This is a genomic window from Tabrizicola sp. M-4, from assembly GCF_051132405.1.
In the GTDB taxonomy this organism is placed as follows: domain Bacteria; phylum Pseudomonadota; class Alphaproteobacteria; order Rhodobacterales; family Rhodobacteraceae; genus Paragemmobacter.
In genome coordinates this window covers 1,111,563-1,125,777 of sequence record NZ_CP128606.1, presented here as the reverse complement: position 1 = coordinate 1,125,777, position 14,215 = coordinate 1,111,563, and the positions used below count along the sequence as shown (strand labels likewise).

Genomic DNA, 14,215 nt, shown 5'->3' with positions numbered 1-14,215 from the left:
CTCCGGATCAATCCGGAGCCCCGATTCCCGTTCCGATAGCCGGATCAGGCAGCCAACTGCTTCCAGATCGCATCCTTCAGACGCATCCGCTTCTGGCGCAATTCCGCCTCATGTTCCGGCGTGGTCGGCTCCACCAGCGTCTCGGCCCGATGCACCGCGCGGTTCACCTCGTGATAGTCCTCGACCATCTTCGCGAAATGCGCATCCTTGGCCTTCAGCGCATGGATCGCCTCGGCCTTCTCGGGGAAATCCTCATACAGGTCATGGGGCGTGTTCGACATGTGCATTCTCCTTCGCGTCGTTACGCCCTGACCCTAAAGGTGACTGCACAGCCCTGCTTTGACCTCAATCAAACTCAGCGCGCCGCCCGCCGGAAACCCGCCGCGCGCGCCTCGGATTCCGAACAGAACCACTGTTCCCCCTTGCGGGGATCAATCCGCGTGCCCGCATAATCCGCCTGTCCCGGCATGTGATAGATGCGCTTGCCACCCGAACCCACATTGCCCTTGATCGGACAATCCGCATCCGGCACCGCCTGCGCATCGCCTGCCTGCCGATACGCCTCCGGCACCACCCATTCCGCCGCCCAGAGGCCCAACCCCTCGGCCCGCGCCGCGGTCTCGGCATTCGCATAGCGCGACGAATAGCGCAGATAGGCCACCGCCATCCCCCGCCGCACCATCAGCGCGCCGATATCCTCGCCCCCCGCCTCGCAGACGGCCACCGCCCGACCATAGCGGTCCACGTCCTGCACCGCGCAGACCAACCGCTTGCGCCCGACGATCCCTGCCAATTCCTCCCGCGCCGCGCGGCCACAGGCCCAGCGCCGCCCGCCCCGCTCGCACGTCTGGTCCAGTTCCGGAGCGTCCACGCCGAACAGCCGGACCTTCTGCCCGCCCACCTCCAGCGTATCGCCATCCACCGCCCGCGCCCGCCCCTCCACCGTCGCGGCCAGCGACGGAAGGGGCAGCACCAGCAGCGCCAGAACGATCAGGGAACGAAATGTTAACGCCATACCCCGATCTCCCCCGCGGAAGGGGCGAAATCAAGGCAAACGTTAACAATTCCTTAACTGGTTAAGAACGCAGCCGGAACATCACCGCTGCGCCGTGCGCCAGTTCGGATTGATCCAAGGCTCCGCATTCGACCGCGGCAATGGCGTCCGGCCCAGCAGATGATCCGCCGCCTTCTCGCCCACCATGATCGACGGAGCGTTCAGGTTGCCATTCGTCACCTGCGGGAAGATGGAACTGTCGGCCACCCGCAGCCCCTCCACCCCGATCACGCGGCATTCCGGATCGACCACCGCCATCGGATCGTCCCGCCGCCCCATCCGCGCCGTGCCGCAGGGGTGATAGGCGCTTTCCACATGCTCGCGAATGAAATCATCCAACTGCGCGTCGGTCTGAACCCCCGCCCCCGGCTGGATCTCGTGCTTCACATACCCCGCCATCGCCTCCTGCCCGAAAATCTCGCGCGTCAGGCGGATGCAGGTCCGGAAATCCTCCCAATCGCTCGGATGAGACATGTAGTTGAACAGGATGCGCGGCGCGTCCTTCGGATCGCCCGACCGCAACGTTACCGCCCCCCGCGACTTCGACCGCATCGGTCCAACATGCGCCTGAAAGCCATGCCCCTCGGCCGCCGCCTTGCCGTCATAGCGCACGGCGATGGGCAGGAAGTGATACTGGATATCCGGATACTCCACCCCCGGCTTCGACCGGATGAAGGCGCAGGCCTCGAACTGGTTCGACGCGCCCAGCCCCTTCTTGGTGAAGAGCCACTGCGCCCCGATCACCGCCTTCCCCCACAGATTCCAGTACTTGTACAACGTCACAGGCTTCTTCGACGCGAATTGCAGATAAAGCTCCAGATGGTCCTGCAAATTCGCCCCCACACCGGGCCGATCCGCCACCACTTCCACCCCATGCGCCCGCAGATGCGCCGCATCCCCGATCCCTGACAGCATCAAAATCTTCGGCGTGTTGATCGACGACGCCGCCACCACCACCTCGCGCGCGGCGCGGATCACCTCGACCGCGCCCCCGCGCTCCACCTCAACCCCGACCGCGCGGCCATTCTCGATCACCACCCGCCGCGCGAAGGCGCGCACCACCTGCACATTCCCCTTCTTCACCGCAGGCTTGAGGTAAGCATTCGCCGCCGACCAGCGCACGCCATTGTGGATCGTGGCCTCCATCGGCCCGAACCCCTCCTGCTGCTGGCCGTTGTAATCGCGCGTCACGGGATAACCCGCCTGCGCCCCCGCCCGGATGAAGGCGTCAAACAGCGGGTTCTCCCGCGGCCCCCGCGTCACGTGCAAAGGCCCGTTCGCCCCCCGCCACGCCGGATCAGCCCCATCGCGCTGTCCGTGCCAGTTCTCCATTCGCTGGAAATAGGGCAGCACATCCGCATAGGCCCAACCCTGCGCCCCCATCTCGGCCCAGGTGTCGAAATCCCGCGCATGGCCCCGCACATAGACCATCCCGTTGATCGACGACGACCCCCCGATCACCTTGCCCCGCGGCGTCGCCAGCACCCGCCCGCCCAGATGCGGCTCCGGCTCGGTATGGAAGCCCCAGTCATAGCGCGACATGTTCATCGGATAGGACAGCGCCGCAGGCATCTGGATGAACGGCCCCGCATCGGTGCCGCCATGTTCGATCACGATCACCCGCGTGCCAGCCTCGCCCAGCCGATAGGCCATGGCAGACCCCGCCGACCCGGCCCCGATGATCACGAAATCCGCCTGCATGTCCCCAGTCCCTCTGTCTATCCCTGCGCCCGCGCGGCCCGCGCAAGACATTCCGCGAAACGGTCAAAGGCGATGTTCCCGCCCGAGGCGATGACCAAGACCACCTTCCCCGCCACAGGCACCAGCCCCGCCAGCACCGCCGCCAATGCCACCGCCCCCGAAGGCTCCAGCACCAGCTTCAATTCCTCGAAGGCCCGCGCCATGGCGCGGATCACCGGTCCATCCGCCACCGCCACGCCCATGACCCCCGCCGCCATGCAGGCGGCCAGCGTCGCCAGCCCCGGCATCGGCGCCTGCAAGGCGTCGCAGACCGTCGGCCCGCCCGGCGCGGCGACACGCTCGCCCGCGCGCAACGACCGACCCATCCCGTCATGCCCCTCCGGCTCCGCGCCCCAGATCGCCGCCGTGGGATGCGCGCTGCGCAGCGCGATGCCAACGCCACCCATCAACCCGCCGCCTCCCACGGGCGATACCACGACCTCCGGCACCGCCCCGGCCTCGGCCATCTGCGCCATCGCCTCCAGCCCCGCCGTGCCCTGCCCCGCGACCACCTCGGCATCGTCGAACGGATGGAGGAGCGTCAGCCCCCGCTCCCGCGCCAAGTCCCGCGACAGCGCCGCCGCCGCCACCTCGCGTGGGGCCTCGCCATGATGCGACAGCACCATCTCCGCCCCCAGCGCCTCGGTCGCGCGTCGCTTCGCCTCGGGCGCATCCACCGGCATCACGATGGTCACCGGAACCCCAAGCTCCCGCCCCGCCGCCGCCAATCCTTGCGCAAAGTTGCCCGAAGAAAAGGCCACCACGCCCCTCCCCCGCGCCGCTTCATCCAGTTGCATCAACCGCCACAGCGCCCCGCGCAGCTTGAACGATCCCGTCCGCTGCAACCCTTCCGCCTTCACGAACAGCCGCCCGGCCCCCGCCTCTCGGGCCAGCACCGGCGACTCGAGCAGGGGCGTCTCCCGCACCCTGTCGCGCAGCGCCGCAAGCGCCTCGGCAATCCGTCCGGGCGTGGGCAGTTCAGTATGGGGCATCCACCGGCCCCATACCGACATAGACCGACTTGACCTGCGTGTAATGCTCCACCGCCGCGCGCCCGTTCTCTCGGCCCACGCCCGACATCTTCGATCCGCCGAACGGCCCCTCGACCGGCGTCAGGTTATAGGCGTTGATCCAGCAGGTCCCCGCCTCCAGCCGCGCGATAACCCGATGCGCCCGCGTGAGGTCGGCGGTGAACACCCCCGCCGCCAGCCCGAATTCGGTGTCATTCGCCCGCGCGACGGCCTCTTCCTCCGTTTCGAAATCCAGCACCGCCATCACCGGGCCGAACACCTCTTCCCGCGCGATGGTCATGCCGTCCGTCACATCGGCAAACACCGTCGGCTGCACATAGAACCCCGTATTCAGCGCCGCCCGCCCGCCACCGCAGACCAGCCGCGCCCCCTCGGCCTTGGCGGTGGCGATATAGCCCAGCACCTTGTCCATCTGCGCCGCGCTCACCAGCGGCCCCATCTGCGTCGCCTCGTCCAGCGGATCGCCCAAGCTGATCCCCGCCGTCCGCTCCGCCAACCGCGCGAGGAAGCGCTCCTTGATCCCCTTCTGCACGAAGACCCGCGTCCCGTTGGAACAGACCTGCCCGGCGGAATAGAAATTCCCCAGCATCGCCGCCCCCACCGCATCCTCGACCGACGCATCGTCAAACACGATCAAGGGCGACTTGCCGCCCAGTTCCATCGTCACATGCCGCACGCCATCCGCCGCCGCCGCATAGACCCGCCGCCCCGTCGGCACAGACCCCGTCAGCGACACCTTCGCCACCCGCGCATCGGTGACGAGAGAGGCCCCGACAGCCCCCCGCCCCTGCACCACGTTGAACAGCCCCGCAGGCACCCCCGCCTCGACGAAAATCTCCGCCAGCTTCAACGCCCCCAGCGGCGTCACCTCAGACGGCTTGAACACCATCGCATTGCCAAGCGACAAGGCAGGCGCCGCCTTCCAGCAGGCGATCTGGCTGGGATAGTTCCACGCGCCAATCCCCACACAGACGCCCAAAGGCTCCCGGATCGTATAGACAAAATCCCGCCCCAGCGGGATCGTCTCGCCCGTCACCGTGGGCGCCAGCCCTGCGAACCATTCCAGTGAATCCGCCCCGCTCGGCCAATCCGCGACCAGCGTTTCCTGAATCGGCTTGCCGGTATCCAAAGTCTCCAGCCGCGCCAGCTCATCCCCCCGCGCGCGGATGATGTCCGCCGCGCGCCGCAGAATGCGCGACCGCTCCACCGGCTTCATCGCCGCCCAGTCCACCTGCGCCCGCTTGGCCGAGGCCAACGCCGCCTCCACCACCGCCGGCGTCGCCTCATGCACGACCGCGATCACCTCGCCCGTGGCGGGATAGACCACCTCGATCGGCGCGCCCGCCTTGTCCTCGACATAAGCGCCATCGACAAAATGGCTGGCCTTCGGTTGCGCCTTCATGCACCCCGTCCCTTCAGTTGTACGTCCAGATAATCCAGTGCCGTCTGCACCGCCGCCGCTGCATCCGGCGGCCCGCTCTTCAGCACCTCGCGGATGTAAAGCCCGTCGATCAGCGCCCCCAGCCCCTCAGCCACCTCGCCCGCCCGCGCACCCGCCAAGGGCCGCAGGCAATCCAGAAGGTTCGACCGAAGCCGCCGCTGATAGACCGCCAGCAACCGCTTCGCCTCGGGCACGGTCTGGGCCAGAACATAGAAATTCAGCCAGGCCCCCACCACCTCGCGCCGGAAATTCCCCGCGCTGAAAGACGCCGCCAGAATCGCCCGCAGCCGCGCCTCGGGACCATGCGCCACGGCCAAGGCGCCCCGCACCTCGGCCCCGTACAGCGTCAGGACATGCCGCATGGCCGCAAGGAAGATCTCCTCCTTCGACCCGAAATAATGATGCGCCAAGGCGCTCGACATGCCTGCCCGCTTGGCGATCTGGCTGACCGTGACGTCCAGCGACCCCACGCGCCCGATCTCGCTGATCGTCGCTTTGACCAGCGCCGCCTTTCGGATAGGCTCCATTCCAAGCTTCGGCATGTCCGGTCCGGCGTCCTGAGAAAATGCTTGCCAAACCGAATAAGCGTGAAGTCTATTGACTCGTCAATCAACAAAAACCGACAGGGAGACTGCCATGCTGAAATCCACCCTCCTCGCCGGCGTCGCCACGCTTGCGCTGGCAGGTGCCGTCGCCGCCGAAGGCTGCGACCAGATCGTCTTCTCGGATGTGGGCTGGACGGACATCACCGCCACCACCGCCGCGACCACGCTGATCCTCGAAGCCTTGGGCTATGAGACGGAGACGAAGGTCCTCTCGGTTCCCGTCACCTACACGGGCCTCGCCGAAGGCGACATCGACGTGTTCCTGGGCAACTGGATGCCCTCGATGGAGGCCGACATCGCCCCCTACCGCGACGCGGGCACGGTCGACACCGTCCGCGCCAACCTCGAAGGTGCCAAATACACGCTCGCCACGAACGAACATGGCGCGGCCCTCGGCATCTCCGACTTCACCAACATCAAGGACCACGCCGAGGCGCTGGGTTCCGAAATCTACGGCATCGAACCGGGCAATGACGGCAACCGGCTGGTGCTGGAGGCGATCACCAAATATGGGATGGAGGGCTTCGAACTGGTCGAATCCTCCGAACAGGGCATGCTCGCCGAAGTGGCCAGCAAGACCGAGGCGGGCGAACCCATCGTCTTCCTCGCCTGGGAACCCCACCCGATGAACGCCAATTTCAAACTGACCTACCTCACCGGCGGGGACGAACTCTTCGGCCCGGACTTCGGCGGCGCGACCATCTACACCAACACCCGCAAGGGCTATGTCGCGGAATGCCCGAACACCGGCAAACTGCTGCAAAACCTCGTCTTCTCGCTCCCGATGGAGAACGAGATCATGGGCGCCATCCTGAATGACGGCGAAGACCCGCGCGATGCGGCGAAGGCATGGCTCGCCGCCAATCCCGCCACCTGGGAGCCGTGGCTCGAAGGCGTGACCACCAAGGACGGTGGCGATGCCAAGGCCGCCGTCGCGGCCGCCCTCCAGTAAACCGGACCACCCCGCATCGACCCCCGGGGGCTTCGCGCCCCCGGACCCCCGCGGGGTATTTGTTTCCGAGACGAAGGGAGCGGGCTGCGGATGGAGTGGCTGACCGACTACAAGATACCCGTCGGCAAGACGGCGAAAGCCATCTTTGACTGGATGAACACCCATCTCGGCCCGCTGTTCGACGCGATCTCGGCCGTGATGGAGGCGATGATCGATGGCATCCTCTGGGTGCTGCAAACGCCGCATCCGCTGGTCGTCATCGCGGCCTTCCTCGCGCTCACATGGTATCTGCAACGGTCGTGGAAGGTCTGCCTCGGGGCCTTCCTCGGCTTCCTCTTCATCCTTAATCAAGGCTATTGGGAGGAAACGACCGAAAGCCTGACCCTAATCCTTGCCGCCTGCGTCGTCTGCATGGGTCTGGGCGTGCCCATCGGCATCGCCGCCGCGCATCGCCCGCGCCTCTACCGCGCGCTGGTGCCGATCCTCGACCTGATGCAGACCCTGCCCACCTTCGTCTACCTGATCCCGGCCATCGTCTTCTTCGGCCTCGGCATGGTGCCCGGCCTGATCGCCACCGTGATCTTCGTGCTGCCCGCGCCGATCCGGCTGACGCATCTGGGCATCTCCACCACGCCGCAGGCGCTGTTGGAGGCCGCGACCGCCTTCGGGGCCACCCCGCGCCAGACCTTGTGGAAGGTGGAACTGCCTTGGGCGTTGCCGCAGATCATGGCCGGGCTCAACCAGACCATCATGCTCTCGCTCTCCATGGTCGTCATCGCGGCCCTCGTCGGGGCGAACGGGCTTGGCGTGCCGGTGATCCGCGCGCTGAATTCGGTCAACACCTCGCTCGGCTTCGAATCCGGCTTCATCATCGTCGTCGTCGCCATCCTCCTTGACCGCATGCTCCGGGTGACCCGCAAATGACCGCGCGCAATGCCCCCCGTAACGCCGTCGAATTCGACCGCGTCTCCATCGTCTTCGGCGACAACCCCGACCGCGCCCTTCCCCTGATGGACGAAGGCAAATCCCGCGCCGAGGTGCAGACCCTCTGCGGGCAGGTCCTCGGCGTGCATGACTGCACGCTCTCGGTGGCCGAGGGCGAGATCCTCGTCCTCATGGGCCTCTCCGGTTCCGGCAAATCCACCCTCCTGCGCGGGGTCAACGCGCTCAACCCCGTCGTGCGGGGCGAAGTCCGCGTCTGGGACGGCGACCGCATGACCTCCGTCACCAAGGCCACCCCGGAAACCCTGCGCAAACTCCGCCTCTCGCGCATCGCCATGGTGTTTCAGCAATTCGGCCTTCTGCCTTGGCGCACGGTGCGCGAAAACGTCGGGCTGGGGCTAGAACTCGCGGGCATCCCGCCCGAAGGCCGCAAGGCCAAGGTGGACGAACAGCTCGCCCTCGTGAACCTTACCCAATGGGCCGACCGCAAGGTGGGCGAACTCTCCGGCGGCATGCAGCAGCGCGTGGGCCTCGCCCGCGCCTTCGTCACGCAGGCGCCCATCCTCTTGATGGACGAACCCTTCTCCGCGCTCGACCCGCTGATCCGCGCGCGGCTGCAGGACGAACTCCTCGACCTTCAGGCGAAACTGAAACGGACGATCATCTTCGTCTCCCACGATCTGGACGAGGCGTTCAAGATCGGCAACCGCATCGCCCTGATGGAAGGAGGCCGCATCGTCCAATGCGGCACGGCGCGCGAGATCATCGCCAATCCCGTCTCCGACTATGTCGCCGATTTCGTCGCGCACATGAACCCTTTGGGCGTCCTGACCGCGCGGGACGTCATGGCCAAGGGGGCAACCGCCACCGGCACCGCCATCGATGCCGAAACCCCGGTCCGCAAGGTGATGGAGATGCTGCGCGACGGTGCGACCGAACTCTCGGTAACCGATGCAGGCCAGCCCATCGGCGCCATCCGCGCCAAAGATGTCATGGCGCGTCTGATCGATCCGCGCGGGGCCTGACCCCGCGCGGGTCGATGGGTGCCGTCAGTCGATCACCCGCTCGAAATCCACCACGCCGAAATCGCCCGAAAGATCGCGCAGCGACATGCGCGCATCATCGATGAATTCCATGCCCCAGCAGGCATCCGCCCCCGGATCGTCGCCATAGCGGTACAGGCTGATCGCCATCCCGGCATAGGTCACCCCATCCGCGCAGGCATCGCCCACCGACATCATGAACCGATCCTGCTCCTCCTCCATAAGGATCTCAGTCCAATCCATCCCGTAGATGCCGATGGTGAAGGGATTCGCCTCGCCCACGGGCCGCCAGTCGCCCTGCATCGCCTGCAGATTGCCCTCGTAAAGGTCATCCGCCACCCGCTCCACCGCCTCAAGGCGCAGAGCGGCAGAGGAATCGCCGATCTCCGACAGGCTCCCCCGCACCTCCACCGCCGCCAGCATCGGCAGATCGACCAACATCCCAGCCCCCTGATCCGCCGCCACGAACAGATCGAACCCCGCCGAGTTCAGGAAACAGCCCTCTTCCCCGCAGGCGATGACATAGCCGCGCCCCTCGAAAGGCTCCTGCGCAAGGACCGCAACCGGGGCCACCCCCGCCAAGGCAACGAAAACCACCGAAAGACGCACGACCCACCCCCAGCGCTAAACCAAACAGGCCCCCTGCCTAGCAGAGGACGCGCGCCCTGTCGCCTATCCGAAAGGTGTCAGGCCTTTGCCGCCTTGGCCTTGGCCGCAGCCTTGGGCTTGGCCGCAGCCTTCGGTTTCGCGGCAGCCTTGGGCTTGGCGGCAGCCTTGGGCTTCGCCGCCTTCTTGCCCCCGGCCTTGCCCGCCTTCTCGGCAATCAGGACCAGAGCCTCGTCCAGCGTCACCGCCTCCGGCTCAATGCCCTTGGGCAGGGTCGCGTTCACCTTGGCCCATTTCACATAAGGCCCGTACTTGCCGGGCATCACCTGAACCTCGCCGCCATCCGGGTGCTCGCCCAGCACCCGCAGCGGCCCAGCAGGCGCGGCGCTGCCACGCCCCCGCGTCGCCTTCTGCGCCAGAACCTCCACCGCGCGGTTCATCCCGATGGTGAAGACCTCCTCCACATCCGGAATGTTCGCATAGACCGACCCATGCTTCACATAGGGCCCGAACCGCCCGATCCCCGCCTCCACCAGCACGCCATCCGCCGGATGCGGCCCGATCGGGCGCGGCAGGTTCAACAGTTGCAACCCCCGCTCCAGCGTGATCGACTCCGGCGACCACCCTTTCGGCAGGCTCGCCCGCGGCGGTTTGGGATTGGCCTCGCTCGCCTCGCCCTTCTGGACATAGGGCCCGAACCGCCCCGCCCGCAGGGTGATCGGCTGGCCATCCTCGTCATGGCCCAGCACCGTGCCATCTGCCGAAATCGCGCCGCCCTCATCCCCACCGCCGATGGGGCGCGTATACCGACATTCCGGGTAATTCCCGCAGCCGATGAAGGCCCCGCCCGACCGCGCCGTCTTCAGATGCAGCCGCCCGTTGCCGCAGACCGGGCAGGACCGCGGGTCCGACCCATCTGCCCGCGCAGGGTAGAGATGCGGCCCAAGGAATTCGTCGATCTTCTCCAGCACCTCGCCGATGCGCAGATCCGCCGTCTCGGCAATTGCCGCGCTGAAATCGCGCCAGAACCGCGCCAACACCTCCTTGTAATCCCGCTCTCCGGCCGAAACGTCGTCAAGCTGCGACTCCAGATCGGCGGTGAAATCGAAATCCACATAGCGGCGGAAATAGTTGGTCAGGAAGGCCGTCACCAGCCGCCCCTTGTCCTCGGGGATCAGGCGGTTCTTGTCCTTGCGCACATATTCCCGGTCCTGGATCGTGCCGATGATGCTGGCATAGGTCGACGGCCGCCCGATCCCCAGCTCCTCCATCCGCTTGACCAGCGTCGCCTCAGTATAGCGCGGCGGGGGCTGGGTGAAATGCTGCTCCGGCGCGACGGACCGCTTCTCCACCCCCTCGCCCTGCATCACCTGCGGCAGGCGGCCCTCATCCTCGCCATCGTCATCCCGGCCCTCGTCATAGACCGCAAGGAAGCCGTCGAACAGCACCACCTGCCCATTGGCGCGCAGCATCACCTCGCCATCGGCACTGCCCACATCCACCGCCGTCCGCTCCAGCCGCGCCGCCGCCATCTGGCTGGCGATGGTGCGCTTCCAGATCAGCTCATAGAGCTTCTTCTGATCCGCCTCGACCAGACGCAGCTTCTCCGGCCCCGCCGACATGTCGGTCGGGCGGATGCATTCATGCGCCTCCTGCGCATTCTTGGCCTTGTTCTTGTACATGCGGGGGCTGTCGGGCACGTAAGTCGCGCCGAAGCGCCGCTTGATCTCGTCCCGCGCCGCCATGACCGCCTCGGGCGCCATGTCGATGCCGTCGGTCCGCATATAGGTGATATGGCCCGCCTCATACAGGCGTTGCGCCGCACTCATGCAGGCCTTGGCGCCCATGCCGTATTTCCGGCTCGCCTCTTGCTGAAGCGTCGATGTCATGAAGGGCGGCCACGGGTTGCGCGTGGCGGGCTTCGCCTCCACCGCCTTCACCGCCAATGTTCGCGAAGCGACAGCCTTCACCGCCAATTCTGCCGCTTCCGCCGTCGGAATGTCGAATTTTGAAAGCTTCTTCCCACCCAGAACGGTCAACTGGGCCTCGAATTCCTGCCCGCGCGGAGTCACCAGCACGGCCTTCACCGTCCAGTATTCCTGCGCGCGGAAGGCCTCGATCTCCATCTCGCGCTCGACGATCAGACGCAGGCAGACCGACTGCACCCGTCCCGCCGACTTCGCCCCCGGCAGCTTGCGCCACAGCACGGGCGACAGGGTGAAACCCACAAGGTAATCCAGCGCCCGCCGCGCCAGATAGGCCTCGACCAGCGCCTCGTCGACCTCGCGCGGCTCCTTCATCGCCTTCGTGACGGCATCCTTGGTGATCGCGTTGAAGGTCACCCGCGCGACCCTCTTCCCCTTCTTGATCGAAGAGGCCAGCGCCTCCTTGAGATGCCAGGAAATCGCCTCCCCCTCGCGGTCGGGGTCGGTGGCAAGGATCAGCGTGTCGTCGGATTTCAACGCCTCGGCAATGGCGCGGACATGCTTCTTCGACTCCGCCGCCACTTCCCATTCCATGCGGAAATCCTGCTCGGGATCGACCGATCCATCCTTCGGCGGCAGGTCGCGCACATGGCCGTAAGAGGCCAGCACGGTGAAATCGGGGCCGAGATACTTGTTGATGGTCTTCGCCTTGGCGGGGCTTTCCACAACGACGACAGCCATCAAAATTCCTTCCAATCCGCCCGGGTCAACAGCGCGGCAACATGTGGGCGAACCCCCGCCCTTGTCAATGCGGCCCATGGCGGTGGCGCCGGTGTCGATGCAGCCTCCCTCCATGCCGCCCCTGCCAAATCGGCCGGATGCACATCCCGCCCCACCCCGCAGGAACGCCCCAAGCCACGGCCCCATTTTCACCACCGCAAGACCCCAGCCGCCGGCCCGGAACCGCCACACGTCTTCGTGCCCCCGCCCCCACGACGACGCCCTGACCGATCACCCGCAAAGCAAAGAAGCGCCCGGCGCAGCGCTCCGGCAGAGCGACCTCACTCCGCGTTCCAGACGAAACCCCTTCCCGTCCTGAAAAGTGACAGCCCAGACTCCCGGCTGCACCCCGCCCTGCCGCGAACAGCGGCAAACTCCGCCCAGACCTGCACCGCGTCGCGCTCTGAGCAGCGGCAATTCCCAATCCAGACTGCACCGATCCCCCTCTTCCCCCACGACGACCCTAGACCCGCAACAACCACAGCCCATCAAAGGTCAAACCAGACCGCGCCGCCCGCCGAGGCACGGCAGCCACGTGTCTTTCGCCCTGGATGCCCCTCGCTCTCAAACCAGAACGGACTGCCCTGATCCCCCTTTTGAACGCACCGAACCCCATACAGACCAACGGGAACCCTCCGCCCGTAACGGCCCCGGCCTATCCAAGGGCAAACCCTGACCACGCCACCCATCGCGGCACGGCGACCACGCCAGTTTCGCCCTCGCTACGTCTCGCCTGCGACGAAGCGCAGCCAGACACGCACCCGCGCCACCATCATCCCCGCCTCGCAACGCTCCACCACTCCGGCGCGCACGCCACAAGTCAGATCCCACGCCGCCCTCCCCTCATGCCCGCGACACCATGCCACCCGCCTGCCGCATGACCCGCCCCTCCATCTCCAGCGCGACCAACCCCTGTGCCACCGCCTCCACCGGCAGCGCCAGATCGCGAATCAACTGATCCTCCGGCACCGGGCTTGGCCCCAACCGCGCCAGTATCTGACCATGCAGCGCCGCCATCTCCGCCAGCGGCCGCCGCTCCGGCACCGGTCCCGGCACTTGCCCGGCCACTGCCCCCGCCATCGGCCGCGCCCCCTGCCCCGCCTCCGCAACAGCCTCGATCAGCACCGGCGCGCCCAGCGCCTCCATCACATCCTCGCCCCCCCGCACCAGCGTGGCCCCGTCCCGGATCAGCATGTTGCACCCCGCCGCCCGCGCGTCGAACGGATGCCCCGGCACCGCCATCACCTCGCGCCCCATGTCCAGCGCATCCCGCGCCGTGATGAGCGAGCCCGACCGCGCCGCTGCCTCCACCACCACCACCGCCCGCGACAGCCCCGCCACGATCCGGTTGCGCAGGGGGAAATGCCGCGCCTGCGGCACCAGTCCCATCGGCTGCTCCGACAGAAGGCACCCCTTCTCGGCAATCCGCAGCGCCAGTGCGGCATTCTCCTGCGGAAAGGGCACGTCCAGCCCCCCCGCCATCACGGCCACCGTCCCGCTCTCCAGCGCCGCCTCATGCGCCTCGGCATCGATCCCGCGCGCAAGGCCAGAAACCACCACCTGCCCCGCCGCGCCAAGCGCCTGCGCCAACCGTCGCGCCATCCGCAACCCCAACGAAGACGCATTCCGCGCCCCGACCATCGCCACCATCGACCGCGACAACAGCCCCGCATCGCCCCGCATCCACAGGAACGCCGGCGCGTCCGGCAATTCCGCAAGCGCCGCCGGATAGGCCCCATCCCCGGGGATCAGCATCCGCGCCCCGGCAATCCGCGCCTGCGCCATCTCATGCCGCGCCACTTCCACCGGGCAGGGGGTGTAATCCTCCACCCCCGCCGCCCGCGCCACCTCGGGCAGCGCGGCAAGGGCCGCGGCCACCGACCCATGCTCCGCCACCAGCCGATGGAAGGTCACCGCCCCCACCCGCCGCGACCGGATCAGCCGAACCCTGTCCAACGGATCGTCATCCTGAAAATCGCGCATCCTGCCACCTTCTGTCGCCCTGCACCGCAATCCTCGCGCCGATTCCTTAAACTGCGGTGAATCCCCGCAGCCCCACTGCAGCGCGACGCAATTTCCCCCTGCCCCGTCGCCTT

The 14,215-nt window shown here is 67.1% G+C and carries 12 protein-coding genes; 3 read left to right on the top strand and 9 right to left on the bottom strand.

The window, feature by feature from the left end; genetic code table 11:
* Window positions 1–44: 44 nt before the first annotated feature.
* The 6 genes from TabM4_RS05435 to betI all read right to left on the bottom strand — a co-directional run bounded on the left by TabM4_RS05435 (window position 45) and on the right by betI (window position 5,808).
* Window positions 45–281 (bottom strand): YdcH family protein, encoded by a 237-nt coding sequence (locus TabM4_RS05435; protein ID WP_434619545.1) that lies wholly within the window; start codon window positions 279–281, stop codon window positions 45–47.
* 74 nt (window positions 282–355) lie between these two features.
* On the bottom strand, window positions 356–1,015 hold the full coding sequence (locus TabM4_RS05430; protein WP_434619542.1) for a thermonuclease family protein: 660 nt from the start codon (window positions 1,013–1,015) through the stop codon (window positions 356–358).
* 81 nt (window positions 1,016–1,096) lie between these two features.
* Entirely contained in the window at window positions 1,097–2,755 is a 1,659-nt protein-coding gene (gene betA, locus TabM4_RS05425) for a choline dehydrogenase (RefSeq protein ID WP_434619539.1), read from the bottom strand.
* 17 nt (window positions 2,756–2,772) lie between these two features.
* Window positions 2,773–3,786 (bottom strand): threonine ammonia-lyase, encoded by a 1,014-nt coding sequence (locus TabM4_RS05420; protein WP_434619536.1) that lies wholly within the window; start codon window positions 3,784–3,786, stop codon window positions 2,773–2,775.
* Window positions 3,773–5,227, bottom strand: coding sequence for a betaine-aldehyde dehydrogenase (gene betB, locus TabM4_RS05415; protein WP_434619533.1), 1,455 nt, complete (start codon window positions 5,225–5,227; stop codon window positions 3,773–3,775). The genes TabM4_RS05420 and betB overlap by 14 nt, the downstream gene beginning before the upstream one ends.
* Window positions 5,224–5,808, bottom strand: coding sequence for a transcriptional regulator BetI (gene betI / locus TabM4_RS05410; protein WP_434619530.1), 585 nt, complete (start codon window positions 5,806–5,808; stop codon window positions 5,224–5,226). Before betI ends, betB begins: the two co-directional genes overlap by 4 nt.
* 94 nt (window positions 5,809–5,902) lie before the next feature.
* On the opposite strand from betI, the gene choX reads away from it, so the two are divergent.
* The 3 genes from choX (at window position 5,903) to choV (ending at window position 8,790) form a co-directional block, all read left to right on the top strand.
* Complete coding sequence (choX, locus tag TabM4_RS05405; protein ID WP_434619527.1) at window positions 5,903–6,823, top strand: choline ABC transporter substrate-binding protein; 921 nt, start codon at window positions 5,903–5,905, stop codon at window positions 6,821–6,823.
* 90 nt (window positions 6,824–6,913) lie between these two features.
* Window positions 6,914–7,747, top strand: coding sequence for a choline ABC transporter permease subunit (gene choW, locus TabM4_RS05400; RefSeq protein ID WP_434619524.1), 834 nt, complete (start codon window positions 6,914–6,916; stop codon window positions 7,745–7,747).
* The gene (gene choV / locus TabM4_RS05395; protein ID WP_434619521.1) at window positions 7,744–8,790 is read left to right on the top strand and encodes a choline ABC transporter ATP-binding protein; all 1,047 of its coding nucleotides are present in this window, start codon (window positions 7,744–7,746) and stop codon (window positions 8,788–8,790) included. The genes choW and choV overlap by 4 nt, the downstream gene beginning before the upstream one ends.
* Before the next feature lie 24 nt (window positions 8,791–8,814).
* Here the strand turns inward: choV and TabM4_RS05390 are convergent, their stop codons facing one another.
* The 3 genes from TabM4_RS05390 to dprA all read right to left on the bottom strand — a co-directional run bounded on the left by TabM4_RS05390 (window position 8,815) and on the right by dprA (window position 14,102).
* Window positions 8,815–9,417, bottom strand: coding sequence for a hypothetical protein (locus tag TabM4_RS05390; protein WP_434619518.1), 603 nt, complete (start codon window positions 9,415–9,417; stop codon window positions 8,815–8,817).
* A 77-nt stretch (window positions 9,418–9,494) separates the two neighbouring features.
* Complete coding sequence (gene topA / locus TabM4_RS05385; RefSeq protein ID WP_434619515.1) at window positions 9,495–12,080, bottom strand: type I DNA topoisomerase; 2,586 nt, start codon at window positions 12,078–12,080, stop codon at window positions 9,495–9,497.
* A gap of 882 nt (window positions 12,081–12,962) precedes the next feature.
* Window positions 12,963–14,102, bottom strand: coding sequence for a DNA-processing protein DprA (gene dprA / locus TabM4_RS05380; RefSeq protein ID WP_434619513.1), 1,140 nt, complete (start codon window positions 14,100–14,102; stop codon window positions 12,963–12,965).
* Window positions 14,103–14,215: the final 113 nt, after the last annotated feature.